This window comes from Minwuia sp., from assembly GCF_048007105.1.
In the GTDB taxonomy this organism is placed as follows: Bacteria; Pseudomonadota; Alphaproteobacteria; order Minwuiales; family Minwuiaceae; genus Minwuia.
Genome location: NZ_CP180352.1, coordinates 1039556 through 1063343 on the forward strand (window position 1 = coordinate 1039556; position 23788 = coordinate 1063343).

Annotated in this window: 24 protein-coding genes and 1 pseudogene; 18 read left to right on the forward strand and 7 right to left on the reverse strand. The window is 67.0% G+C overall.

All coding sequences use genetic code 11. The features are described 5' to 3' along the window. The first annotated feature begins 164 nt into the window (after window positions 1–164). From ACMVY4_RS04865 to ACMVY4_RS04925, 13 genes and pseudogenes are all read left to right on the forward strand, one after another. The gene (locus ACMVY4_RS04865; protein ID WP_416899062.1) at window positions 165–935 is read left to right on the forward strand and encodes an ABC transporter ATP-binding protein; all 771 of its coding nucleotides are present in this window, start codon (window positions 165–167) and stop codon (window positions 933–935) included. Next, window positions 932–1645 carry an ABC transporter ATP-binding protein gene (locus tag ACMVY4_RS04870; RefSeq protein ID WP_416900254.1) on the forward strand — a complete coding sequence of 238 codons (714 nt, stop codon included), beginning with the start codon at window positions 932–934 and terminating at the stop codon, window positions 1643–1645. Before ACMVY4_RS04865 ends, ACMVY4_RS04870 begins: the two co-directional genes overlap by 4 nt. 12 nt (window positions 1646–1657) lie before the next feature. Beyond that, a complete protein-coding gene (locus ACMVY4_RS04875) occupies window positions 1658–2533 on the forward strand; it encodes a branched-chain amino acid ABC transporter permease (RefSeq protein WP_416899063.1) in 876 nt (291 codons plus the stop codon). Window positions 2534–2537: 4 nt separating this feature from the next. Then, a complete protein-coding gene (locus tag ACMVY4_RS04880; RefSeq protein ID WP_416899064.1) occupies window positions 2538–3632 on the forward strand; it encodes a branched-chain amino acid ABC transporter permease in 1095 nt (364 codons plus the stop codon). Between the two features lie 86 nt (window positions 3633–3718). Further along, window positions 3719–4939: an ABC transporter substrate-binding protein gene (locus ACMVY4_RS04885; protein WP_416899065.1), complete on the forward strand. Its 1221-nt coding sequence runs from the start codon at window positions 3719–3721 to the stop codon at window positions 4937–4939. Between the two features lie 113 nt (window positions 4940–5052). Continuing rightward, window positions 5053–5478: a Co2+/Mg2+ efflux protein ApaG gene (gene apaG / locus ACMVY4_RS04890; protein WP_416899066.1), complete on the forward strand. Its 426-nt coding sequence runs from the start codon at window positions 5053–5055 to the stop codon at window positions 5476–5478. Between the two features lie 8 nt (window positions 5479–5486). Continuing rightward, window positions 5487–6944, forward strand: a complete 1458-nt coding sequence (locus ACMVY4_RS04895) for a TrkH family potassium uptake protein (protein WP_416899067.1) — start codon at window positions 5487–5489, stop codon at window positions 6942–6944. A gap of 141 nt (window positions 6945–7085) precedes the next feature. Next, window positions 7086–7544, forward strand: a pseudogene (locus ACMVY4_RS04900) (amidohydrolase family protein); the annotation flags it as partial. A gap of 92 nt (window positions 7545–7636) precedes the next feature. After that, entirely contained in the window at window positions 7637–7948 is a 312-nt protein-coding gene (locus ACMVY4_RS04905) for a hypothetical protein (protein WP_416899068.1), read from the forward strand. After that, a complete protein-coding gene (locus ACMVY4_RS04910) occupies window positions 7912–8700 on the forward strand; it encodes an amidohydrolase family protein (protein WP_416899069.1) in 789 nt (262 codons plus the stop codon). Before ACMVY4_RS04905 ends, ACMVY4_RS04910 begins: the two co-directional genes overlap by 37 nt. A gap of 170 nt (window positions 8701–8870) precedes the next feature. Further along, window positions 8871–9242 (forward strand): VOC family protein, encoded by a 372-nt coding sequence (locus tag ACMVY4_RS04915; RefSeq protein ID WP_416899070.1) that lies wholly within the window; start codon window positions 8871–8873, stop codon window positions 9240–9242. 59 nt (window positions 9243–9301) lie between these two features. Then, window positions 9302–10648, forward strand: a complete 1347-nt coding sequence (locus ACMVY4_RS04920; protein WP_416899071.1) for a mechanosensitive ion channel family protein — start codon at window positions 9302–9304, stop codon at window positions 10646–10648. Between the two features lie 14 nt (window positions 10649–10662). Continuing rightward, on the forward strand, window positions 10663–11352 hold the full coding sequence (locus tag ACMVY4_RS04925; protein WP_416899072.1) for an intradiol ring-cleavage dioxygenase: 690 nt from the start codon (window positions 10663–10665) through the stop codon (window positions 11350–11352). Window positions 11353–11354: 2 nt separating this feature from the next. Here ACMVY4_RS04925 and ACMVY4_RS04930 read toward each other — a convergent pair whose 3' ends face one another. Next, window positions 11355–11885, reverse strand: a complete 531-nt coding sequence (locus ACMVY4_RS04930; protein WP_416899073.1) for a hypothetical protein — start codon at window positions 11883–11885, stop codon at window positions 11355–11357. Between the two features lie 220 nt (window positions 11886–12105). Here ACMVY4_RS04930 and ACMVY4_RS04935 point away from each other — a divergent pair, with 220 nt between their 5' ends. The 5 genes from ACMVY4_RS04935 to ACMVY4_RS04955 all read left to right on the forward strand — a co-directional run bounded on the left by ACMVY4_RS04935 (window position 12106) and on the right by ACMVY4_RS04955 (window position 16441). Beyond that, window positions 12106–12516: a phospholipid-binding protein gene (locus tag ACMVY4_RS04935; RefSeq protein ID WP_416899074.1), complete on the forward strand. Its 411-nt coding sequence runs from the start codon at window positions 12106–12108 to the stop codon at window positions 12514–12516. An 82-nt stretch (window positions 12517–12598) separates the two neighbouring features. Then, window positions 12599–13474, forward strand: coding sequence for an NAD(P)-dependent oxidoreductase (locus tag ACMVY4_RS04940; protein WP_416899075.1), 876 nt, complete (start codon window positions 12599–12601; stop codon window positions 13472–13474). A gap of 112 nt (window positions 13475–13586) precedes the next feature. Further along, entirely contained in the window at window positions 13587–14630 is a 1044-nt protein-coding gene (locus ACMVY4_RS04945; RefSeq protein WP_416899076.1) for a MaoC family dehydratase, read from the forward strand. Between the two features lie 8 nt (window positions 14631–14638). Further along, window positions 14639–15355: a HugZ family protein gene (locus ACMVY4_RS04950; protein ID WP_416899077.1), complete on the forward strand. Its 717-nt coding sequence runs from the start codon at window positions 14639–14641 to the stop codon at window positions 15353–15355. A gap of 319 nt (window positions 15356–15674) precedes the next feature. Next, a protein-coding gene (locus ACMVY4_RS04955) for an IS5 family transposase (protein ID WP_416898553.1) occupies window positions 15675–16441 on the forward strand; the annotation gives its coding sequence in 2 pieces (ribosomal slippage) (window positions 15675–15999 and window positions 15999–16441; 768 coding nt in all). Here the strand turns inward: ACMVY4_RS04955 and ftsH are convergent. From ftsH to ACMVY4_RS04985, 6 genes are all read right to left on the reverse strand, one after another. After that, a complete protein-coding gene (gene ftsH / locus ACMVY4_RS04960; protein ID WP_416899078.1) occupies window positions 16438–18381 on the reverse strand; it encodes an ATP-dependent zinc metalloprotease FtsH in 1944 nt (647 codons plus the stop codon). The two genes, ACMVY4_RS04955 and ftsH, sit on opposite strands and share 4 nt — an antisense overlap. 135 nt (window positions 18382–18516) lie before the next feature. Beyond that, window positions 18517–19545 (reverse strand): tRNA lysidine(34) synthetase TilS, encoded by a 1029-nt coding sequence (gene tilS, locus ACMVY4_RS04965; RefSeq protein WP_416899079.1) that lies wholly within the window; start codon window positions 19543–19545, stop codon window positions 18517–18519. Then, entirely contained in the window at window positions 19487–20446 is a 960-nt protein-coding gene (gene ybgF / locus ACMVY4_RS04970) for a tol-pal system protein YbgF (protein ID WP_416899080.1), read from the reverse strand. Before ybgF ends, tilS begins: the two co-directional genes overlap by 59 nt. A gap of 104 nt (window positions 20447–20550) precedes the next feature. Beyond that, window positions 20551–21078: a peptidoglycan-associated lipoprotein Pal gene (gene pal, locus ACMVY4_RS04975; RefSeq protein ID WP_416899081.1), complete on the reverse strand. Its 528-nt coding sequence runs from the start codon at window positions 21076–21078 to the stop codon at window positions 20551–20553. A gap of 231 nt (window positions 21079–21309) precedes the next feature. Further along, on the reverse strand, window positions 21310–22665 hold the full coding sequence (gene tolB / locus ACMVY4_RS04980) for a Tol-Pal system beta propeller repeat protein TolB (protein WP_416899082.1): 1356 nt from the start codon (window positions 22663–22665) through the stop codon (window positions 21310–21312). Further along, window positions 22665–23777 (reverse strand): TonB C-terminal domain-containing protein, encoded by a 1113-nt coding sequence (locus tag ACMVY4_RS04985; protein ID WP_416899083.1) that lies wholly within the window; start codon window positions 23775–23777, stop codon window positions 22665–22667. Before ACMVY4_RS04985 ends, tolB begins: the two co-directional genes overlap by 1 nt. Window positions 23778–23788 lie beyond the last annotated feature (11 nt).

Sequence of the window (23788 nt, forward strand, 5' to 3'; positions counted from 1 at the left end):
GGTTTCCGGGTACGCATGACTGCTTGACGACTTGTGCAACGCTGCTAATAAGAGCGACACAGGGAAGCATACCCGGCAGTAAAAAACATGTACCGGGGTCGAAAAGGGGAGGTCGCCTTGCACCACAGGTGTATGCGATCCGTCCGCGCGTCCGAGGGCGCGCGATGACGGCTGATATTCTGGAAGTCGACAACGTCCATGTCAGGTTCGGCGGCATCGTCGCGCTGGACGGTGTGTCGTTCACCATGCCGACCGGCAAGATTGTCGGTCTGATCGGACCGAACGGCGCCGGCAAGACCACGCTGTTCAATTGTCTCAGCCGTCTGTACGTCCCGACCGAGGGCGATATCCGGTTCAAGGGCGAGACAATTCTGGAAAGCCCGCCGCATCACATTGCGGAGATCGGTATCGGGCGCACGTTCCAGAACCTGGCGCTGTTCTCGACCATGACGGTCCTGGAGAACGTCATGGTGGGCGGGCACTCGACGACGAAGAGCGACTTCATCTCCAACGCGCTGCGCCTGCCGGCGCGGGGCCGCGAGGAGAAGGAGCTGCGGGAACGCTCGGGCGCGCTGATCGAGTATCTGGGCCTGGGCAATGTCGCCCATTCCATCGTCGGCGGCCTGCCGTTCGGTACGCAGAAGCGCGTCGAACTGGCCCGCGCGCTGGCGTCCAGCCCCGAGCTGCTGCTCATGGACGAGCCGGCCGGCGGTCTGAACCATGACGAACTCGACGAACTGGGCGCGGTGATCCAGCAGCTGCGCGACGACCGCGGCATCACCGTGCTGCTGGTCGAGCATCACATGGGCCTGGTGATGAGCATTTCCGACAAGGTCGTGGCCATCGATTTCGGCCGCAAGATCTCGGAAGGCACCACCGAAGAGGTCCAGAACGATCCGGAAGTGATCCGGGCCTATCTGGGGACGGGGCACTGATGGCTATTCTCGAAGTCAAGGGCCTGAAGGCCTACTACGGACAGATCGAGGCCCTGCACGGCATCGATTTCACCCTGGAGGAAGGCGAGATCACGGCCGTGCTGGGCGCCAACGGCGCCGGCAAGACCACCAGCCTCCGCTCGATCTGCGGCATGGTCCGCACCGAGGGCTCGATCGTCGTCGAGGGCGAGAACGTCGCCGGCATGTCGACGGAGAAGATCGTTTCCCGCCACCGCATCGCGCACGTCCCGGAAGGCCGCGGCACCTTCGTCCGCGTCACCACCGAGGAAAATCTCCGCCTCGGCGCCTTCACGCGCCGCGACAAGGAGATCGAGCAGGACTACGAGCGGGTCTACCATTACTTCCCGCGCCTGAAGGAGCGCCGCAACCAGCAGGCCGGCACGCTGTCGGGCGGCGAGCAGCAGATGCTGGCCGTCGGCCGCGCGCTGATGCTGCGGCCGAAGATCATGCTGCTGGACGAGCCGTCCTTCGGCCTCGCCCCGATCATCACCGAGGAACTGTTCAAGATCCTGGGCACGATCAACCGGGAAGAAGGCGTGAGCATGCTCGTGGTCGAGCAGAACGCCAACCTGGCGCTGGATATCTCGAAGCGGGCCTACCTGCTGGAAACCGGCAACATCGCGATGACCGGCCCGGCGGACGAGATCATGAACGACGAGCAGGTACGCAAGTCGTACCTCGGCTACTGAGGAAAGAGGCACATGGAGCTTTTCATCGAGCAGACCCTGAGCGGCCTCGCGAGCGGTGCGATCTACGCCTGCCTGGCTCTCGCCGTGGTCATGATCTATCAGGCCATCGACCACTTCAATTTCGCCCAGGGCGAGATGGCGATGTTCTCGACCTATATCGCCTGGTGGCTGATCGCCGTCGCCGGCATGCCCTTCGTGGCGGCCTTCTTCATCTGTATCGTGGTGTCGCTGGTTGGCGGCTTCTTCGTCGAACGGATCGTCTTCGCACCGATCGCCGATGCGCCGGTGCTGAGCCACATCATCGTCTTCATCGCGCTGTTCTCCATCTTCAACTCGATGGCGGGCTTCCTCTTCGACTTCACGCCGAAGAAGTTCCCGACCCCGTTCGGGCATGAGGCGCTGATCGACGGCGTGCCGCTCAGCGCGCACAGGGCCGGCATGGTGGCGGTGACGCTGATCATGCTCGGCGTGATCTACGCCTTCTTCCGCTACACGCCGATCGGTCTGGCCATGCGCGCCTCGGCCGCCGCGCCGGATTCGGCGCGGCTGGTGGGCATCAACGTGAAGTTCATGCTGTCGCTCGGCTGGGGCCTGGCCGCCGCCATCGGCGCCGTCGCCGGCATGCTGATCGCGCCGATCACCTTCCTGACGCCCGACATGATGCTGGGCACGCTGCTCTACGGCTTTGCCGGAGCGGTGGTCGGCGGGCTGACCAGCCCGTTCGGCGCCGTCGTCGGCGGGTTCCTGGTGGGCGTCATCGAGAACTGGATGGGCACCTTCGTCGTCGGCAGCCAGCTGAAGCTGACCGTCGCGCTGGTGCTGATCATCGCCGTTCTGCTGGTCAAGCCGGCGGGCCTGTTCGGCCGGCAAGTCGTGAAGAGGGTCTGAGGCCATGGCGACCACCGATTACGCCGGATCGCTTCCGGCCTTCCTGCGCGAGAACCCCAAGAACCGCGTATTCGTCTTCGGCGTGCGGCTGCCGCTGCTGGAGAAGATCCTGCTCTGGTTCGGCCTCGTCGTGGTCATCGCGCTGCCGATCTTCTTCGACGGCTACGAGATCTACGAGTTCTCGAAGATCCTGATGTATGCGCTGGCGGTGCTGGGGCTGAACATCCTGACCGGCTTCAACGGACAGTTCTCGCTGGGTCACAGCGCCTTCTTCGCGGTCGGCGCCTACACCACGGCGATCCTGATGGACCAGTTCGGCATGCCCTACTGGACCACCATCGCCCCGGCCGCGGCCGTCTGCTTCATCTCGGGCTTCCTGTTCGGCCTGCCGGCGCTGCGGCTTGAGGGGCTGTTCCTGGCGCTGGCCACCTTCGCGCTGGCCATCGCGACGCCGCAGATCCTGAAGTTCGACGGGCTGGCGCCGCTGACCGGCGGCGTGCAGGGCATCGTGCTCGACACGCCCTATCCGCCGGCCTGGATCGACGGCATCGCCAAGTCCCTGACCGGTCAGGAGCTGTCCGTGGACCGCTGGAAGTACATCTTCACCGCGATCGTCGTGGTGATCATGTTCTGGCTGGCCCAGAACATGATCCGTTCCCGCACCGGGCGCGCGCTGATCGCGATCCGCGACAACCCGCTGTCGGCGAAGACCATGGGCATCAACACCGCGATGTTCAAATCGGCCTGCTTCGGCGTCAGCGCCATGTTCACCGGCGTCGCCGGTTCGCTGTTCGCGATCATGGACGAATACCTGGCCCCCGAGAGCTTCACCTTCGCCGAGGCGATCAAGTTCCTGGTCGGCGGCGTCGTGGGCGGCATCGCCAGCCTGTTCGGCGCGGTGTTCGGCGGTGCGTTCGTGCTCTACGTGCCGAACTTCTCCGACTCCATCGCGGCGTTGCTGGAAAGCTTCATCGCAAATCCGCAGGGTCTGTCCTGGACGGTCTACGGTCTTTTCCTGATCTTCGCCGTCTACGTCATGCCGATGGGACTGACAGGTCTCGTTCAGATTCTGGTGCGCAAGATCGGAGTCCGGCGCTAGACTGCCACTCAACAAACCCGGCCGGACCCAAGGGGCAAGGAGAGCCGGGAGCAACATGAAAGCCCGACGAAACAGAGGAGATTAGAATGAAATCTGCTACCAAGAGCCTGATTGCCGCCGCGGCCATTGCCGTGGTGGCGACCGGCGTCGCCGAGGCCCGAAATGCCCCGGGCGTGACCGACACCGAAATCAAGATCGGCAACACCAACCCGTATTCGGGCCCGGCCGCGGCCTACAGCTCGAGCGGCAAGTCGATCAATGCCTGCTTCGACAAGGTGAACGCCGAGGGCGGCATCAACGGCCGCAAGATCAACTTCATCTCGGTGGACGACGGCTACAGCCCGCCGCGCACCGTGGAACAGACCCGCAAGCTGGTCGAGCGCGAGAACGTCGCCTTCATGTACCAGGGCCTGGGCACGCCGACCAACTCGGCCGTGCACGCCTACCTGAACAAGAAGAAGGTGCCGCAGCTGTTCGTGGCGACCGGCGCCACCAAGTGGGGCGACCCGCAGAACTTCCCGTGGACCATGGGCTGGCAGCCGAACTACCAGTCCGAGGGCGTCGTCTATGCGCGCTACATCCTCGAGACCGTCGACGATCCGAAGGTCGCCGTCCTCTACCAGAACGACGACTACGGCAAGGACTACCTCCACGGCATGGAGATCGGTTTCGGTGACAAGGCCGACGAGATCATCGTGGCCAAGGAGTCCTATGAGGTCACCGACCCGACCATCGAGTCGCAGGTCGTGAACCTGGCCGCTTCGGGCGCGAACGTGTTCTACAACGTGACCACGCCGAAGTTCGCCGCGCAGGCCATCACCAAGATCGCCGAAATCGACTGGAACCCGCTGCACGTCCTGAACTCGGTGTCGAACTCGATCGGCTCGGTCATGTCCAAGGCCGGCTTCGACAAGTCCCAGAACATCATCTCGGCATTCTACCTCAAAGACCCGACCGATCCGGCCTGGGCGGACGATGCCGAGAAGAAGGAGTGGGAAGCCTTCATGGACCAGCACTTCCCGGATGGCGACAAGACCGACGCCTTCACGGCCTATGGCTGGTCCGTCTGCAACACCATGGTGCAGGTCCTGAACCAGGCCGGCGACGATCTCAGCCGCGAGAACATCATGGCTCAGGCCGCGAACCTGAAGGACTATCGCGCGCCGATGCTCCTGCCGGGGATCGTGGTCAATACCGGCCCGAACGACTTCTTCCCGATCGAACAGTGGCAGCTTGTCGAGTTCGAGGGCGAGTCGTGGAAGCGCTTCGGCCCTGTCATCGACGGCGCCATCGGCTCCGGTTCCTGATCGAACCGATCGAAGCCTGAATATCGGGGCCGCCGGTTGATCCGGCGGCCCTTTTTCTTTGCGCCTTCCGCCAACCGCTTTCCCTTTGGCGGCGAATGGTGCTGAATAGGATCATGTCCGCAGACGCGACATTCGACGAGGACGGCCGTTATGTGGCCGTCACCGACGGCTTTACCGTCCGGGTGAAGCCTGTCTACCTGCCGCGCCAGTCCGATCCGGCGGCGGGCCGTTATGTCTGGGCCTACGAGATCACCATCGAGAACAGGTCCGACACGACCGCGCAGCTGATCAGCCGCTACTGGCGCATCACCGACGGCAATGGCCGCGTCGAGGAAGTCGAGGGTCCCGGCGTGGTCGGCGAGCAGCCCGTCCTGAACCCGGGCGAGAGCCACAGCTACGCCAGCGGCTGTCCGCTGCCGACGCCGAGCGGCATCATGGCGGGCCACTACGAGATGGTCTCCGCGGAAGGCGAGCCCTTCCGCATCGAGGTGCCGGCCTTTTCGCTCGACCTGCCGGACGGCGGCCGGGCGCTGAACTGAGGGGCGGCATGTCCCAGTACGACCCGCGCGGCGTCGTCCTGATCAACGGCGTTCTGCTGACGATGCTGGGCCTGACCATGCTGATTCCGGCGCTGGTCGACCTCGCCTACGGCCATCCCGACCACATCGTCTTCATCGAATCCGCGGGGGTCACCATCTTCTGCGGCGGCGCCATGGTGACGGCCACCTTCCGCCGCGGGATCCAGCTCAACATCCGCCAGGCCTTCATCCTGACCACCAGCGTCTGGATCGTGCTGCCGGCCTTCGCCGCGTTGCCGCTCGCCTTCTCCGAACTCAGGATGTCCTACACCGACGCCTATTTCGAGGCGATGTCGGGCCTGACGACGACGGGCGCGACGGTGATCACCGGCCTCGACAATTCGCCGCCCGGCATCCTGATCTGGCGCGCCATCCTGCAATGGCTCGGCGGCGTCGGCATCATCGTCACCGCCATCGCCGTGCTGCCGCTGCTGCAGGTCGGCGGCATGCAGCTGTTCCGCATGGAAAGCTCGGAACAGTCCGACAAGGCGCTGCCGCGCGCGGCGCAGATCGCCGGCGCGACGACGGTGGCCTATGTCATCCTGACGGTGGCCTGCGCCGCCGCACTCTTCGCCGTTGACGTCCGGGCCTTCGACGCCATCGCCCACGCCATGACGACGGTGGCGACCGGCGGGTTCTCGACCATGGACGCCTCGGTGGGCGGGCTGCAGAACGCCTCGGCGGAATGGATCATCACCCTGTTCATGGTGCTGGGCTCGCTGCCCTTCGTGCTCTATCTGCAGGCGGTGCGCGGACGGCCGCTGCTGCTCTGGCGCGATACCCAGGTCCGCTGGTTCTTCGCGACGGTGGGCGGGGCGATCCTGCTGATCCTCGCCCTGAGCGGCCTGACCGAGCGCACCGATGAGGCGCTCGACGCCGTGCGGCTGGCCGCGTTCAACGTCATCTCGATCATTACCGGCACGGGCTACGCCTCCGACGACTACGGCGCATGGGGCCGATCCGCGACCGTGCTGTTCTTCTTCTTCACCTTCATCGGCGGCTGCGCCGGCTCCACCTCCTGCGGCATCAAGATCTTCCGCTTCCGGGTGATGTTCGAAAGCGCCCGCATCCAGATCGTGCAGCTGATCCGGCCCAACACGGTGATCGTCCCGCGCTTCAACGGCCGCCCTCTGGAGACCCATGTGATCGACGCGGTCATGGGCTATTTCTTCCTCTTCGCCATGGTATTCGGCACGCTGGCCTTCCTGCTGACGCTGACCGGGCTGGACCTGACCACGGCGATCTCCGGCGCCGCCACGGCAGTGTCGAATGTCGGGCCCGGCCTGGGCGACACCATCGGACCGGCCGGCAATTTCCAGCCGTTGCCGGACACGGCCAAGTGGCTGCTTTCGGCGGGAATGTTGCTCGGCCGTCTGGAATTCCTGACAGTGATGGTGCTGTTCACGCCCCGCTTCTGGCGCGCCTGAGCGGCCTGCTTCGCTGGACTTGGCGGCGTTGGACGTCAGAATCGGCGGAAACACGGGAGGAGCGACATGAGCGACTACGATCTGGTGGTCCGAAATGCGGTGATCCATGACGGGCTGGGCAGTCTGCCGGTTTCCGGCGACATGGCGGTCATCGACGGTCGCGTCGCGGCCATCGGCCAGGTGGCCGGACGGGGCGCCGAGGAGATCGACGCTGGCGGCGCGGTGGTGGCTCCGGGCATCGTCGACGTCCACACCCACTACGACGCGCAGCTGACCTGGGACCCGACCGCCTCGCCCTCGCCCGCGCTGGGCGTCACGACCGTGGTGATCGGCAATTGCGGCTTCGGCATCGCACCGGCGCCGCCCGAGGCGCGCGACACCATCCTGGCCAATCTCTCCGTGGTCGAGGCCATGTCCCTCGACAGCCTGCATGCGGGCGTCGACTTCTCGTTCGAGAGCTTCGGCGAGTATCTCGATCTCGTGCAGCGCAAGAAGCCCTATCCCAACGTCGCGGCCCTGGCCTCGCATTCGGTGATGCGGACCGCGGTCATGGGCGCGGCCGGGTCCGAGCGCGCCGCGACAGACAGCGAGCTCGACGCCATGCGGGCGCTGTTCCGCGAGGCGTTGTCAGCCGGCGCGATCGGGATGGGGTCCTCGACCTTCGAGAACCACTTCGGCGACGGCGGCGGCCGGTGCCCTCGCGCATGGCCGACCGCGCCGAGTTCCGCGCCTTCGCGGAGACCCTTGGTCAGGCCGGCGGCGGCGTCATCATGGCGACCTGCGGCAATGACACGGACATTCCCTTCCTTGGCGAGCTGGCGGCGCTGTCGAAGGGCGCGACGGTCTACGCGCCGCTGCTGCACTATTCGAACCAGCCGGAGCGCGCCATCGGCATCGCCCGGGAATGCGCCGCGGAGCGGGATCAGGGCCGGCGGTCTATCCGCAGTGCTCCTGCCAGCCCCTGTCCATGGACTTCACCCTGGAAGCGGCCTACCCGATGCTGACCATCGACGGCTGGCCGCAGAGCGGCGAGCTCGCAGCCATGAAGCGGGCCTTCGCCGACGCGGCAGTCCGGCAGTGCATCCGCGACGACCTCGCCAGGCCGTCGGGCACGCGCATCTTCAACGGCCACTGGGAGCGCGTCGAAGTCACCATCGCGCGCGACGAGGGGCTGACCGGCGTGACCGTCGCGGAGCTCGCCGAGCGCCGCGGAGCCGATCCGCTCGACGCCTTCCTCGATCTCGCGCTGGTCGAGGATCTGCGGACCGTCTTCACCGCCAAGCTGCTGAATGTCGAGGAGGACCGCGTCGCCGAACTGCTGTCGATGCCGGGCAATCTGGTCAGCCTGTCGGACGCCGGGGCGCATCACACGCTGTTCTGCGATGCCGGGTTCGGCATCCATTTCCTCAGCCACTGGGTCAGGGAGACCGGACGTTTCAGCCTGCCGGAAGCCATCGCCAAGCTGACCAGCGAGCCGGCGCGCATCTATGGCCTGGAGGGACGCGGAGAGCTGACCGTCGGCGCGGCCGCGGACTTCATCCTGTTCGATCCTGCCGAACTTGCGCTCTCGGGCACCATCAAGCTGAAGGACCTGCCGGCGGGCGGCGAGCGTCTGGTCCGCCGGGCGCCGGGGCTGAAGGGCACCTTCGTCAACGGCGTCCGGGTGCATGACGGCGCGGACTATACCGGCGTCGAGGGGCCAGGCCAGGTCCTGCGCCGGCAGACGGACCCGCGTACGGCTGCCGCCGCGGAGTAGGACAGCGGCGGATTCCACTTCACGGCAATCTGCGCCGGCTGCCGCCGAACCGTGCTGGACATGCCGGCGCGGCTCGTCGGAAACTGCGTCCGACAGGGCGCAATGCCGGCGGTCGGCCATCGGGGAGGGCCGCGGCCCGCGCCCGCCACAACCGTATCGGGGAGAGACAGATGATCGGTTACACCACCATCGGCGTGAAGGACATGGAAGCCGCCAAGAAGTTCTACAGCGACCTGTTCGCGGACATGGGCGGCAAGGTCGTCATGGACGCCGGCCGCATCGCCTTCATCGGCGCCAAGCGCGGCGAGCCGATGATCGCGGTCTGCGAGCCCTACAACGGCGAGGCCCCGACGCCCGGCAACGGCGTCATGATCGCCATCCCGGCCGGCGAGAAGTCCAATGTCGACGCGCTCTACAAGAAGGCCATGTCTCTCGGCGCCACGGACGAGGGCGGGCCGGGCCAGCGGATTCCGGACCGCTTCTACGGCGCCTATGTCCGCGATCCGGACGGCAACAAGCTCTGCTTCTTCGTGTTCGGATAGGGAGTTGTGACGGCCGGGCGGGCGCGCCGGGGTGTGCGCCCGCCAACGGCCTGTAGACCATGGAAGACCTTCCGCTTTTCCGCCAGCTGAACGCGCTGATCGACCGCTACCTGCCGCTGGTCACGGATTCGCACTTCTGGCTGGAAGAGATCGTCACCGCCTGGAACCTGATCCAGATCGCGATCCTGATCGCGCTGGTGGCGCTGTCGCATGTCATCCACCTCCGGTCCGGACCGCTGCTGGAGCGCGCGGTCGCCGGCCTGTCGGGGCGGCAGCTGCTGCACCGCTTCCTCACCATGCTGTATCACCGCCGCCGGTCGCTCACCCTGATGCTGTTGCTGTGGGTGGCGGTGCTGGTGCTGGCCGACAGCCAGCCGGCCGATCATGTGCGGCTGATCCGCATCGTCGCCAATCTGGTGACGGCCTGGGTGGTGATTTCCATCCTGACCAAGATCATGCGCAACCGCGCGATGGCGCGGACGGCGGCGCTGGTGATCTGGACCATCGCCGCGCTCAACATCCTGGGCGTGCTTCCGGCCACCATCGAGGCGCTGGACGGCATCTCGATCAATATCGGCGACACAAGGGTCACCGCGCTGGCCGTGTTCAACGCGGTCGGGCTGATCGTGCTGCTGGTCTGGTTCGCCGTCGGGGCCAGCCGCCTGGTCGAGACCCGGCTGGACGCCTCGACGGATCTGCAGCCGGCCACCCGGGTGCTGCTGTCGAAGCTGTTCCGCGTCGGCGCGCTGGTGATCGCCTTCGTCGTCGCGCTGGACCTGACCGGTATCGACCTGACGGCGCTGGCGGTGTTCGGCGGCGCGGTGGGGCTCGGCCTCGGTTTCGGCCTGCAGAAGGTGATCTCCAATCTGGTCAGCGGCTTCATCCTGCTGATGGACAAGTCGATCAAGCCGGGCGACGTGATCACGCTCGACCAGACCTATGGCTGGATCAACAAGCTGAACGCGCGGCACGTCTCGGTCATCACCCGCGACGGGCGCGAGCATCTGATCCCCAACGAGGACCTGATCACCAGCAAGGTCATCAACTGGTCCTACTCCCACACCCGCGTGCGCCTGGAGGTGAAGTTTGGCGTCGCCTATGACAGCGATCCGCATCAGGTGCGCGAGGTCGCGGCGAAGGCCGCCGCCGGCGTGGAACGGGTGCTCGAACAGCCGGCGCCGGTCTGTCACTTCTACGAGATGGGCGACAGTTCGCTGGATTTCGTGCTGCGCTTCTGGATCCTCGACCCGGCGGACGGCGTTGTGAACGTGCGCGGGAAGGTGCTGCTGGCGCTCTGGGATGCGTTCAAGGAAGCGGGCATCAAGATCCCCTTCCCGCACCGCGAGGTCCTGTTTCGCACACCGCTGGAGGTGGTGGACAAACGGGACGACACCGAGTCGGGCTGACGCAGGAGGCCGAGATGACCGGACGAGCGACCCGGCGCCAGGCGCTGGCCGCCGCCATTGCAACGATCGGCGCCACGCTGTTGCCGCGGTCGCTCCGGGCCAAGGACGTGTCGGTCGCGTTGATCGGCAACGGGGTCTGCACCCTGACGCCGGAAACCACGGCGGGACCGTTCTATCTGGATGAGGACCTGGTCCGGCAGGACATCCGGGAAGACCGGGCCGGCGTGCCGCTGCGGCTCCGGCTGCAAGTGGTCGACGCCGCCTGCCGTCCGCTGCCGGATGCCCGCGTCGATGTCTGGCACTGCGATGCCGGTGGTGTCTATTCGGCATTCGGTATGCGCGAGACCGGCCGGGACGGCATGAAGGACGAGACCTTCCTGCGCGGCACCCTGTTTGCGGACAGCGCGGGGATCGTCGAGTTCACGACTGTCTATCCGGGCTGGTATCTGGGCCGGACGCCGCACATCCACTTCAAGGCCTTTCCCGACAGCCGCAGCACGCTCACCGGACAGATCTTCCTGCCCGATGCCGTGTCCGACCGGATCTACGGGTCGGCGCCGGCCTACATGCGCGAGGCGACCCGCCGGGCCACCAACGCCAACGATCGGATTGCGCAGCGGGCCGGCGACGCCGCTCTGGCCGCGCTGAGCGAAGCGGATGGCGGCTATCTGGCGGAAATGGTGATCGGAGTAGGCGACAGCTGACCCTACGGGCAGCGGGTCCTGACGACCGTGCAGGCGCCGGGCTTCCAGTCGGTCCGCCGCCAGCAGAAGGTGCCGGCGTCCAGGACGCGGAGCTGCCAGAGGACGGCCTCGCCCTCGGCGGTCTTGCGGGTTTCGCCCTCGAGAAGCATGGTCAGCACCTGTGGCTCGCGGCTGAGGACGATGTAGCGCGACTGTTCCACCGTCTTTCCGATCGCGGATTTCAGCGGCCGGTTCCAGTCGAACACCGCCTCCGAACGGTTCTCGGAAAAGGATATGGTGACGAAGTTCGACGAGGGCTGGCACCAGTCCTGTTTCCGCACTGTCGCGCAGTGGCCGTTGGCGTCGCGGACGCAGTCGTCCCCCTTCATGTCATAGACCTCCGGCAGGTCCCAACGGCCTTCCAGAAGCTCGAACAGGTCGACGCCCTGCGCCGCTGACGGAACGGGCGCGGCGAGGACCGAGAGCAGCAGGGCGAGGCGCGTCAGGCGGGCCGCAAACAGCCGGAATCCCCTTTGCGGCGCAGATTCAGGCAATTGTCGGCTCATCGGTTCGCCCCCGGTGCAGCGTGTCGCAGACTGCCGATGATGACACGAACAGCCCGGCGTTTCGATGGCGGAGCCCGCCCGCTTTCGCCGGAGTGCAATTCCGGCATTGTCCGCACTTCCGGGTTGTGTCCGGCATCGAGGTGGCCGCATAGTTCCGGTGGCGGCAGTTCCGGCCCGCACCTGTCCGACATGAACGACTGGAGTTGCCATGCGCCCGAACCTCATCGGATTGACCGTCGCGCTGTGTGTCCTCGGCATGGCCCGGACGGCGGCGGCCGACGATTTCGCCTTCGCCTTCGACTGGGGCAACATCCCGCGCTGCACGACCGGCTCGCCGAACACGGTGCCGAACCCGACCTTCACGCTGCAGAACGTTCCCCAAGGCACGAAGTTCATCAGGTTCACGCTGACCGACCTCGATGTCCCGCAATACGACCATGGCGGCGGCACCGTCGAATATACGGGGCAGTCTTCCATCGCACCCGGCGCCTTCACCTATCAGAGCCCGTGCCCGCCGAACGGATCCCATACCTATGAATGGGAAGCCCGGGCGAAGGACGGCGACGGCTTCTTCAGCGACACGCTGGGCACGGCGACGGCGAGCAAGCGCTACCCCTGACAATCCGTAACGGCCGCTTCAGGACCTGACGCGGGCCTCGGTCCGGCCTATCCTCCCCGGAAACAGGGCTGGGGAGGCAAGCATGGATGTGGGACTGATCGGCGTCGGACTGATGGGGCACGGCATCGCGCGAAACGTGATGCGGCGGGGCGGCTTCGCGCTCACCTTCATGGAGCATGCCGGCAACCAGCCCGTGGATGAGATCCTGGAACTCGGTGCGACGCCCGTGGCCACGCCCGCGGCGGTTGCCGCGGCCAGCGACGTGGTCATTCTCTGCGTGACCGGCTCGCCCCAGGTCGAGGCGGTGCTGACGGGCGATGACGGCGTGATCGCCGGTCTCAAGCACGGCACCTTCGTGGTCGACTGCTCCACCGCGCTGCCGGAGTCCACCGGGCGCATGGCGGCGTTGGTTGAAGAAGCCGGCGGGCGGTTCGTCGACGCGCCCATGACCCGGCTGGCGAAACAGGCGCATGAAGGCACGCTGAACCTGCTGGCCGGGGGCGAAGCGGCGGACCTCGACGCCGTCATGTCCGTGCTGGCGGCCTTCACCGAGCGGGTCGATCATGTCGGCCCGGTGGGCGCGGGCCATCGGATGAAGCTGCTGCACAACTTCGTCTCGGTCGGCACCATGACGCTGATCGCCGAGGCCGCGGCCCACGCCGCAGACGCCGGGGTCGACGCGGAAACCTTCGTCGCCGTGCTGGCGAATGGCGGCGGTGCCGGGATCGCGCTGGACCGGCTGACGCCCTTCATCACCACCGGCGACGCCTCCAACGTGCCCTTCTCCATCGGCAATGCCGGCAAGGATATCGGCTACTACATCGAAATGGCCGACGCCGCGGGCGCATCCTGCAACGTCGCCCAGGGCGTCGCCGCCGCCATCGCCGAAGGCGGCGAAGGCCACACCGGCGGCTATGTGCCGGAGCTGGCGCGGTTGCTGTGCAAGGCCGCTGACTGACCGCTTCGGCGGCCCGCCCGCTTGAACTGCGTCGCCTTACCCGTTCCGTGACCACCGATCACGTGATAGACCCGCCCCATCTTCCATTCCATCAGACGGGGCGCGCTGAAGCATGTCGGGCAAGACCAATCCGGGCAATTTCTTCGAGGATTTCGAGATCGGGCAGGAGCTGGTGCACGCCACCCCGCGCACCGTCACCGAGGGCGAGACCGCGCTCTACACCGCGCTCTACGGCGGCCGGTTCGCGCTGCAGAGCGCCGACCGCGCGGCCCAGGACATCGGTTATCCGGGCGCGCCGATCGACGACTGGTTGGTCTTCCACATCGTCTTCGGCAAGACAGTGCCGGACGTCTCGCTGAACGCCGTCGCCAATCTGGGCTATGCACAGGGCCGCTTCCTGCTGCCGGTCTATCCCGGTGATACGCTGTCGGCGACCTCGACCGTGATCGGGCTGAAGGAGAACTCCAACGGCAAGACCGGCACGGTCTACGTCAACTCGGTCGGCCGCAATCAGGAGGGCAGGATCGTTCTCGACTATTGCCGCTGGGTGATGATCCGGAAGCGCGACGAGAGCGCCCCGGCGCCGGAACCGGTCGTGCCCGACCTGCCGGACCGCGTGGACCCGGCGACGCTGGCCGCGCCGGGCGTCGATCTCGCCGACTACGACCCGCGCGTGATCGGCCAGCCGCATCGCTTCGGCGACTACAAGGTGGGCGAGAAGATCGATCATGTGGACGGCGTCACCATCGAGGAGGCGGAGCACATGATGGCCACGCGCCTCTACCAGAACACGGCGAAGGTGCACTTCAACCAGCACACCGAAGGCGAAGGCCGGTTCGGGCGGCGGCTGGTCTATGGCGGCCACATCATCAGCCTCGCCCGCGGCCTGAGCTACAACGGCCTCGCGCCGGCGATGTGGATCGCCGCGATCAATGCCGGCGGCCACACCGCGCCCTGCTTCGCGGGCGATACGGTCTATGCCTGGTCGGAAATCCTGGAGACCGCCGATCTCGACGGGCCGCTGGGGGCGCTGCGCATCCGGACGGTGGCCTGCAAGAACGGCAACGCCGCCGAATTCCCCTACATGGGCGACGACGGAAAATACGCCCGCGGTGTGGTGCTCGACCTCGACTACTGGGCCCTGATCGCCAAATAATCGGCGCCATGAGCTACAACGCAGCAACCGAGGCGCGCCGGCTGATGCGCGCCGAACCCGCGGCGACGCTGTCGACCGGCCATGGCGGCGACGGCTGGCCCTACGGCTCGCTGGTGCTGGTGGCCGCCGATCACGCCGCGCGGCCGATCCTGCTGATCTCGACCCTGGCCGAGCACACGCAGAACATCCTGCGCGACGAACGGGTCTCGCTGATGTTTGACGGCACCACGGAGTACCGGGAGAGGCTGACCGGATCGAGGGTGACAGTCATGGGCCGGGCTGCGAAGACCGACGACGCCCATGCCAGGGCCCGGTTCATTGCGCGTCATCCGTCGGCAGCGATGTATGCCGCCTTCGGCGACTTCGCGGTCTACAGGGTCGAGCCGGAGCGGGCGCATATCGTCGCCGGCTTCGGCAAGATCAACTGGGTGGAGAAGGCGGACCTGCTGACAGACATCTCGGGCGCGGCGGAGCTGGCCGAAGCCGAGGCGGATGTCGTTGGCCACATGAACGAGGATCACTCGGACGCCGTCGGTCTCTACGCCAATGTGCTCTGCGGCCGGCCCGGCGTCGGCTGGCGGCTGACCGGCGTCGACCCGGAAGGCGCCGATCTGGCGCGCCCCGGCGACCGCTGCCGCATCGCCTTCGACAAGCAGGTGGCCACCGCCGAGCAGGCGCGGGTGGAACTCGTCCGGCTGGTGAAGCGGGCGCGTCAGGCGGTCTGATCTCAAGACCCTTGCTGCTCCCGGACGTGATCCGGGGACCTCTGGCTGCCAACCGTCGTCAAGTGACGACCTCTGTCCAGGGCCGGATTGTGTCTTTGCATTACATCCGTGTCATGCCCGCTTCATGCGGGCATCCGGTCAGTCATTCGACTTGCGGCGAAGCCGCTCCGGACCCCCGCACGAGGCGGGGATGACAGTCGGAGGCGGGCCCTGCCGCGTTGCGCGAATGATCAGGATCTAGGTTCTGAACCCATAAAGGGGATTCTGTTTCGGTTCTTTGGGTGATTCACTCTGGTGGGTGAATCGCAGGAGGTCCGGAATGGCGCGCTTTGATCTGACCGATTTCGAATGGGAGCTGATCGAGCCGCTGCTCCCGAACAAGCCGCGGGGCGTTCCCCGGGTGGATGACCGCAGGGTTCTCAACGGCATTTTCTGGGTGCTGCGCACCGGCTCGCCCTGGCGCGACCTGCCGGAGCGCTATGGCCCGCACACCACGGTCTACAACCGCTTCAACCGCTGGGCGAAGGCGGGCGTCTGGGTGCGGGTCTTCGAAGCGCTGGCCAGGAAATCGCCGGATTCGATGCAGTTCATCGACAGCTCCATCATCCGCGCCCACCAGCACGCCGCCTCCGGCAAAAAGGGGGCGCGGATCACGCCATTGGCCGTTCTCGTGGAGGACTGAGCACCAAGATCAACGCCATGGTCGACGAGCGCGGCCTGCCGGTCGCGCTGGTGCTCAGCCCGGGCCAGGCCTCCGACAAGGCGGCTGTTGCGGAACTCCTTGCCGCCCATCCGGCGACGGGCGACGTGGTGGCCGACCGGGGCTATGACGCCCGGGCCGTGCTGGACCTGATCGCGGCGCAGGGCGGTCGCGGCCACATTCCCACCCAGCGCGACCGCAAGGTCCAGCGCAGCGTCGATCCGGCGCTCTACCGCCGACGCAATGTCGTCGAGCGCTTCTTCAACAAACTCAAACACTTCCGGAAGATCGCAACACGCTACGAGAAATCCGCCCGAAACTACCTCGCAGCCGTCCTCATCGCTTCAACCCGAATATGGCTGCGCGCTTATGAGTCCGCGTCCTAGCTGCCCGGCTGGGGCTCCGGCTCCATGCCGCCGGTGTCGTCGCCCTTGTTCTTGTCGTCGGCGTGGCCGTCGGTCTCCGGGACCGCCGAGGACGGGCCGGACTTCTTCGGCTTGTCGCCGCTGTCGTCCTTGCGCTGGATGTTCTCGCCGCGCTTCAGGGCCTGGATGTCGTCGCCCGACAGGGTCTCGTACTCCAGCAGCGCATTGGCCACGCGGTTGAACAGCTCCTTGTTCTCTTCCAGGATCCGGCGCGCGGTCTCAAGGGCCTCGTCGATCAGGCGGCGGATCTCGGCGTCGATCTGCTCGGAGGTGTGCTCGGAGATGTTCTTCTGCTGGGTCACCGAATGGCCCAGGAAGACCTCTTCCTCATTGGCCGAATAGCGGACCTGGCCCAGCTTGTCGGAATAGCCCCACTCGGTGATCATCCGCCGCGCCAGGCCGGTGGCCTGCTGAATGTCGCTGGCGGCGCCGGTGGTGATCTTGTCCTTGCCGAAGATCAGTTCTTCCGCAACGCGGCCGCCCATCGCCACCGCCAGGTGGGCGATCAGCTGGTCGTAGCGCATGGACAGCTGGTCCTTCTCCGGCAGGCGCATGACCATGCCCAGCGCACGGCCGCGCGGGATGATGGTCGCCTTGTGGATCGGATCGGAGCCGGGCATGAAGATGCCGACGATGGCGTGACCGGCCTCGTGGAAGGCGGTCAGCTTCTTCTCCTCCTCGTCCATCACCATGGAGCGCCGCTCGGCGCCCATCATGACCTTGTCCTTGGCTTCCTCGAACTCGGTCATGGTCACCAGGCGCTTGTTCTTGCGCGCGGCCATCAGTGCGGCCTCGTTGACCAGATTCTGCAGGTCCGCGCCGGAGAAGCCGGGCGTACCGCGGGCGATGATGCGGGCATCGACGTTCGGCGCCAGGGGCACCTTCCGCATGTGCACCTTCAGGATCTTCTCGCGGCCCAGGATGTCGGGCAGCGGGACGACAACCTGACGGTCGAAGCGGCCGGGACGCAGCAGCGCCGGGTCGAGCACGTCGGGGCGGTTGGTGGCGGCGATCAGGATCACGCCCTCGTTCGCCTCGAAGCCGTCCATCTCCACCAGCAGCTGGTTCAGGGTCTGCTCGCGCTCGTCATTGCCGCCGCCCAGGCCGGCGCCACGATGGCGGCCGACGGCGTCGATCTCGTCGATGAAGATGATGCAGGGCGCGTTCTTCTTGCCCTGTTCGAACATGTCGCGGACGCGCGACGCGCCCACGCCGACGAACATCTCGACGAAGTCCGAGCCGGAAATGGTGAAGAAGGGCACATTGGCCTCACCCGCGACCGCGCGCGCGATCAGGGTCTTGCCGGTACCGGGCGGGCCGACCAGCAGGCAGCCCTTCGGGATGCGGCCGCCCAGTCGCTGGAACTTCTGCGGGTCCTTCAGGAACTCGACGATCTCCTCGAGTTCCTCCTTGGCCTCGTCGACGCCGGCGACGTCCTCGAAGGTGACGCGGCCGGTGCGTTCGGTCATCAGCCGCGCCTTGGACTTGCCGAAGCCCATGGCCTTGCCGCCGCCACCCTGCATCTGGCGCATGAAGAAGATCCAGATCGCGATCAGCAGCAGCATCGGGAACCAGCTGACGAAGATCGTGAACAGGGTCGAACCCTCTTCCTTCGGACGGGCGTCGATATCGACGCCACGGGCCCGCAACGTGTCGATCAGCGTCGGATCGGATGGCGCATAGGTGCGGAACTGGCCGCCGCCGGTCAGATGCCCGGTGATGTCGTTGCCTTCGATGGTGACGTCGCGCACCTGCCCCTGTTCGACCCGCGACATGAACTGGGAATAGCTGAGCTGCTCCCCGGCGCGGTTGTTCGAGGGACTCTGGAACAGATTGAACAGCGCCAGCGCGAGCAGCGCGATGATGATCCAGAGTGCGAGGTTTCTGCCGAATGGCGCCATGCGAAGGAGTCCCGTTGATGTCTCTGAAGCCGGACACGCGGGCGGCATCTGCCGCCATTCCGTCAACAGACTGTCAGATAATGTTTAAAACCTTTCCAACAAGCGCATGCAAGGACGGATATCAGCCGCCGGGCCTCACGAATGGCGGCGCGGCGGTTCGGGACGGATGTGCAACAGCCCGCCTGACCGCTCGATCAGGGCGCCCGCAAGGTTGGTCCGCGCCTGCGACGCGAGCTGTTCCAGTGCGGTTTCCAGAGCGCCGAGGCCGGGCTCGCGGCCGCTTGCGCGGGCGACGGCGCGCCCCAGCAACCTGAGACGAATCTCGTCCGGCAGGGCGAGCCAGCCCTCCAGATCCAGCGCCGTGCATTCATTGCCTCCGCCGCGCGAGAGCGCCGCTTCGGCGTCGGCGGTCCAGCGTTCCAGCGCCTCGACGGCGCGGGCCTGCCGGCCGGCGGCGCGGCCCAGCCGCCCGGCAAGGCCGCCATCGGGATCCTCGGCTGCCAGCAGGCGGTCGAGCCGGTTCCGCTCGAAGCGGTCCAGCCGGTTGCTCGGATCTTCCACGAAGGGGTGGCCTTGCGCGGCGAGCCAGTCCAGCAGCGTTGTCTTGCCGGTTTCCAGCAGCGGGCGCAGCAGCAGCACACCGTCCCGCTCGGTCGCCGGCCGCATTGCCGCCAGACCGTCGGGTCCGCTGCCGCGCTGCAGCCGCATCAGCACGGTCGCGGCCTGGTCGTCCCGGTGATGGCCGACCAGCAGGGCCGCGGCGCCGTGCTCGCGGCACCAGTCCAGCATCAGGGCGTAGCGGGCGTTCCGCGCGGCGTCCTGAATGCCGCTGTCCGGCTTCGGGCCGGTCCAGCGAAGGATGTGGGAGATCGCGCCTGCAGCCGCGGCGCGGTCCGCGACCAGCCGGGCCTCGTCGCCGGATTCGGGCCGCAGGCCGTGATCGACCGTCAGCGCGGCGACCGATCCGGCATGACGCTCGGTCCAGCCAATGGCGAGATGCAGAAGGGCAGTGCTGTCCGGTCCCCCGGACAGGGCGACGGCAAGCAGGGGCGCCTCGCCTTCGAACCGGGCGAGCGCCCGGCCGATGGCGTCGTCCGGCGCGCCGTCAGCAGCCAGCGTTCTTGCGCTCCCGCTTGGCGCGGCGGGTGATGTTGCCCGGCGCATTCGGGAACCGGTCGCCCAGCTCCGCAAAGACCGCGCAGGCGTCGGCCTTCTGGTTCAGCAGCGACAGCGTGATGCCGAGCTTCAGCAGGTTGTCGGCGGCCTTGGAGCTGGAGCGGTACTTCTTGTAGCCGTCCAGAAAGGCGCCGGCGGCGCGCTCGTAGTCGCCCTGCACGTAATAGGTCTCGCCGAGCCAGTACTGGGCGTTGCCGGCCAGCTCATGCTCGGGATGATCGCCGACGAAGCGCCGGAACGCGTCTTCGGCCTCGCCGAACCGCTTCGACTGCAGCAGACCGAAGGCGGCGGCGTAGCGGTCTTCTGCCGCGCCTTCCAGCGCCGAGGCCGGCGCTTCGGCGGGTGTGCGGACGGCTGCGGTGCGCGGGGCGTCCGTATCGCCGCCATTGGCGGGGACATTGTCGACGGCGCCCTGGCTGACCGTGCCCAGGCTGCGCGGGCCGGATGCGGCCGCCGACGAGGAAGAGCCGGGCGCGGTGCCGGTGTCCGATCCGCCGGCAGGTGCGCCGCCGGCCGACATGTTCCGCTCGATCGCGGTCAGCCGGAAATCGACATCCTCCACCAGCCGGGTCAGCCGGTCGTCCAGCCGCCGCACGGTGAAGTTGATTTCCTCAAGCCGGTTGGTGAGGTCGCGGACTTCGGCTTCCAGCGCGTCGATCTTGCGGGTGATGCTGCCGCCCTCGGACCCTGAGTCCAGGGCTGCGCCCGACGGTTCGGTCCCGGCCGGCAGAGGCTTGCCGCGATGCACGAACTGCTTCAGATCGTTGATGCTCCGCTCCAGCCGGTCCACCCGGTCCTGCAGCGGCGCAAGGTCCTGGGCCGCTGCGGGGTGCGGGTCTGCGGCCATCACGGCGCAGACCAGGGCCGGAACTGCCAGAAACCTCATCATGTCACGCTCCTGTCTTGGGGGTCACCAGACGGAACCGCCCGCCGGCCCGGCCCGTTGCCGAACCGGATCGACGGGCGGCCGTCGGTTCGTCCGGAGACCTGGCGTCAGTTGCCGATGATCGTCACCGACCGGCGGTTCTGGGACCAGGCCGCCTCGTTGTGGCCGAGCGCCACCGGGCGCTCCTTGCCATAGGAGATGGTGGTGACGCGGTTCGGCTGCACGCCCAGGCTGACCAGATAGTCGCGTGCGGCATTCGCGCGGCGGTCGCCGAGGCCGAGGTTGTACTCGCGGGTGCCGCGCTCGTCGGCATGGCCCTCGATCACGACCGAGATGGCCGGGTTCTCGGCCATGTAGGCCGCCTGACGCCGCAGGGTGTTGCGGGCGTCGCCGTCAAGATCGTGGCGGTCGGTGGCGAAGAACACGCGGTCGCCGACATTCAGCACGAAGTGCTCCTGGGTGCCGGGAGCTGGCCCGCTGGGCTGCGTGTTCACCGGCTGCTGCGGCGCCGGCGTGGTGGCCTGACTGTTGCCGGCGTTGGACGTGTTGGTGACGGGCTCGTCCTCGCCACAGGCAGCCAACAGAAACGCCGTTACGAGTACGGCACCGGCCTTGATCAGAAATCCATGACGCATGATAGCTTTCGCTCCCTCTTGTTGATGGGGCGCCGCGGCGCCCCGACGTCCTCTGCGCCTGAACTCCCTCGAAACTGCGCAGCCTCTACCGAGCCGGTGTTTAGCATTCCGTTGTGCAAAGCAAAACGGCGGAGTGGGGCGAACGCACGGCAAATTGTGACAAGTCTGTGTCCAGATGGCTGATTTCGAGGCTCCGGCGCAACAATTGGTGCTCTCGAACGCCGGATGTCCCTACTCCGAATGATGCGACAGCGGCGACCAGGCCGGATCGGATCCGTCCAGCGGCGTGTTCACCCGGCGGAGATTCTGGCCCGTCAGGTCCACCGACCAGAGCTTCACGCTGCCGCCGCGCCCGTCATTGCTGCCCGGGACCTGTCGGAAGAACATGATCACGCGCCCGTTGGGCGACCAGGTCGGGCCCTCGTCCAGATAGCTTTCGGTCAGCAGCCGCTCGCCGGTGCCGTCGGGGCGGATGACGCCGATGAAGAAGCGGCCCCGGTGGAAGCGCGTGAAGGCGATCAGGTCGCCGCGTGGCGACCACACCGGCGTCGCGTAGCGGCCCTCGCCGAAGGTGATGCGCTGCACGTCGGTCCCGTCGATGTTCATGGTGTAGAGTTGCTGCGTGCCGGAACGGTCGGAGTTGAAGGTCACGCGCTGCCCGTCGGGCGACAGGCTGGGCGAGGTGTCGATCGCCAGATTCTGCGTCAGCCGGCGGGTGATGCGGGTGCGAAGGTCCATCACGAAGATGTCCGAATTGCCGTCCCGCGACATGGAGAAGGCGACGCTTTCGCCGTCCGGCGAGAAACGCGGCGCGTAGGTCATGCCCGGAAACTCGCCCAGGATCTCCTGCTGGCCGGTGTCGATGTTGTAGAGATACACCCGCGGCTGGTTCTGGAAGTAGGACATGTAGGTGACGACCTGCTGCGTCGGCGAGAAGCGGGGCGTCAGCACCAGGTTCTGCCCGTCGGTGAGGTAGCGGTGATTCGCCGAATCCTGATCCATGATCGCCAGCCGTTTCACCCGGCGGTCCGGCGGACCGGACTCGGCGACGTAGACGATGCGGGTGTCGAAATAGCCGTCCTCGCCGGTGAGCCGCTTGTAGATCGCGTCGGAGATGATGTGGCCGATCCGGCGCGCGTTCTCCGGCGTGGTGAAATAGACCAGACCCGTCAGCAGCTGGCCGCCGAACACGTCCCAGAGCCGGAACTCGGTCCGCAGCCGTCCATCGGAGACGATGGCGACGTTGCCCGCCACCAGCGCCTGCGCCTGGATCACCCGCCAGTCGGCGAAGTTCGGGCGCACCTGGATGTCGCCGGGATCCTGCAGATGGGCCTTGGGATCGACCACGCGGAACAGGCCCGAACGGGTGAGGTTGCCGCGGATCACGGAGGCGATCTCGCGCCCCAGATCCTGCGTGGTGGGGGTCTCGCCGTGAATGTCGGTCACGGCGACGGGCAGCGGCTCGACATTGGCGCTGTTGACGTCGATCTGCAGCTGCGCCTGCGAGGGCGCGGCGGCCATGCTCAGGCCCGCGAATGCCAGGGCGGTCAGGGCCGCGGCCCGGCAGGTCTTCGACAGATAACTCATTAGCCTTGCATTTCCCTGAGGTTGAAGTTGATCTCGATCTCCCGCCAGTCCTGATACTTCTCCGGCGGCAGCGGAAACGGCTCCGATTTCTGTACCGCCCGGATGGCGCTTTCGGAGAAGGCGTTGAACATCTCCGCCGACTGACCGGCGTCGAAGCCGTCGATGACCTGGGGCCGCCCCGTCAGCGTCCCGTCGGGATTGAGAAAGATGCGGATGATCACCTGCATGCGTTCGACGCCCGGCGCGCCGTGATTGGGGCTCCAGTTCTTGCTCAGCCGACGGCGGAGAAGATCGACTTCGGTGACCGATAGCTTCTGATTGAGCCGATTTTGTGACACGCCGCCCTCGCCGACGCGGATGTCGGCAAGCTGGCGCCGGTCGGTATCGCGCGGGCGCGGTTCCTTGTTCTCGGCCAGCTTGTCCAGCTTGGCCGACAACCGGTCGAGATCCAGCGATTCCTTCTTCTTCTCCGGCGGTTTGGGCTTCGGCGGCGGCGCCTTGGCGACCTGCTGTTCGGGCTTCGGCTCCGGTGCGGGTTCCGGCTCTGGCTGCTTCGCCACCTCGGGCTCCGGTTCGGGTTTGGTCTCCGGCTCGGGTTCGGGCGCCTTCTCGGGTTCCGGTTCCGGCTTCGGCTCGGGTTCCGGAAGGGGTTCCAGCGCGGCCAGCTTCTCCGGCGCCTCCGCCACCTTTTCGCGCGCTGGCAGGCGGCTCTCGGCCGTCCGTTCCTCGACAGGCCGGGGTGCGGGCGGCGGCGGTGCGGCCTCTGCCGGCTCGGGTTCGGGCGCCGGCGCAGGAGTCGGCTCGGGCGGGGCCTGCACCAGCGTGTTGGTGTCCGGCAGGGGCGCGGGCGGCGCTTCGGGCGGCGGCGCGGATTCGACCGGCGGGGGCGGCGACGGCTCCTCAGGGGCGGTAGCCTGCTCTGGCGGCGGCACTTCGGGATCCTTCTCGCCGGCGGTGGCCTGGTTGGTCTCCGGACCGATCGTGGTCAGCTCGACCGGAATGATGGCGGCGCTTTCCAGCGGCTCCGGCGCGCCGAAGAACGCGACGTCCAGCAGGATGGCGACGGCGACCAGCGCATGCAGGCCGAAGGAAAGGACGCCGCCACGGATCATGGGCCTCTCCG

What these genes read in the sequence shown, in the direction of transcription:
- ACMVY4_RS04865 (WP_416899062.1), top strand. Translation starts at nt 165, where the DNA reads ATGACGGCTGATATTCTGGAAGTCGACAACGTCCATGTCAGGTTCGGC.
- ACMVY4_RS04875 (WP_416899063.1), top strand. Translation starts at nt 1,658, where the DNA reads ATGGAGCTTTTCATCGAGCAGACCCTGAGCGGCCTCGCGAGCGGTGCG.
- ACMVY4_RS04880 (WP_416899064.1), top strand. Translation starts at nt 2,538, where the DNA reads ATGGCGACCACCGATTACGCCGGATCGCTTCCGGCCTTCCTGCGCGAG.
- ACMVY4_RS04885 (WP_416899065.1), top strand. Translation starts at nt 3,719, where the DNA reads ATGAAATCTGCTACCAAGAGCCTGATTGCCGCCGCGGCCATTGCCGTG.
- apaG (WP_416899066.1), top strand. Translation starts at nt 5,053, where the DNA reads ATGTCCGCAGACGCGACATTCGACGAGGACGGCCGTTATGTGGCCGTC.
- ACMVY4_RS04895 (WP_416899067.1), top strand. Translation starts at nt 5,487, where the DNA reads ATGTCCCAGTACGACCCGCGCGGCGTCGTCCTGATCAACGGCGTTCTG.
- ACMVY4_RS04910 (WP_416899069.1), top strand. Translation starts at nt 7,912, where the DNA reads ATGGACTTCACCCTGGAAGCGGCCTACCCGATGCTGACCATCGACGGC.
- ACMVY4_RS04915 (WP_416899070.1), top strand. Translation starts at nt 8,871, where the DNA reads ATGATCGGTTACACCACCATCGGCGTGAAGGACATGGAAGCCGCCAAG.
- ACMVY4_RS04920 (WP_416899071.1), top strand. Translation starts at nt 9,302, where the DNA reads ATGGAAGACCTTCCGCTTTTCCGCCAGCTGAACGCGCTGATCGACCGC.
- ACMVY4_RS04925 (WP_416899072.1), top strand. Translation starts at nt 10,663, where the DNA reads ATGACCGGACGAGCGACCCGGCGCCAGGCGCTGGCCGCCGCCATTGCA.
- ACMVY4_RS04935 (WP_416899074.1), top strand. Translation starts at nt 12,106, where the DNA reads ATGCGCCCGAACCTCATCGGATTGACCGTCGCGCTGTGTGTCCTCGGC.
- ACMVY4_RS04940 (WP_416899075.1), top strand. Translation starts at nt 12,599, where the DNA reads ATGGATGTGGGACTGATCGGCGTCGGACTGATGGGGCACGGCATCGCG.
- ACMVY4_RS04945 (WP_416899076.1), top strand. Translation starts at nt 13,587, where the DNA reads ATGTCGGGCAAGACCAATCCGGGCAATTTCTTCGAGGATTTCGAGATC.
- ACMVY4_RS04950 (WP_416899077.1), top strand. Translation starts at nt 14,639, where the DNA reads ATGAGCTACAACGCAGCAACCGAGGCGCGCCGGCTGATGCGCGCCGAA.
- ftsH (WP_416899078.1), bottom strand. Translation starts at nt 18,381, where the DNA reads ATGGCGCCATTCGGCAGAAACCTCGCACTCTGGATCATCATCGCGCTG.
- tilS (WP_416899079.1), bottom strand. Translation starts at nt 19,545, where the DNA reads ATGCGCCGGGCAACATCACCCGCCGCGCCAAGCGGGAGCGCAAGAACG.
- ybgF (WP_416899080.1), bottom strand. Translation starts at nt 20,446, where the DNA reads ATGATGAGGTTTCTGGCAGTTCCGGCCCTGGTCTGCGCCGTGATGGCC.
- pal (WP_416899081.1), bottom strand. Translation starts at nt 21,078, where the DNA reads ATGCGTCATGGATTTCTGATCAAGGCCGGTGCCGTACTCGTAACGGCG.
- tolB (WP_416899082.1), bottom strand. Translation starts at nt 22,665, where the DNA reads ATGAGTTATCTGTCGAAGACCTGCCGGGCCGCGGCCCTGACCGCCCTG.
- ACMVY4_RS04985 (WP_416899083.1), bottom strand. Translation starts at nt 23,777, where the DNA reads ATGATCCGTGGCGGCGTCCTTTCCTTCGGCCTGCATGCGCTGGTCGCC.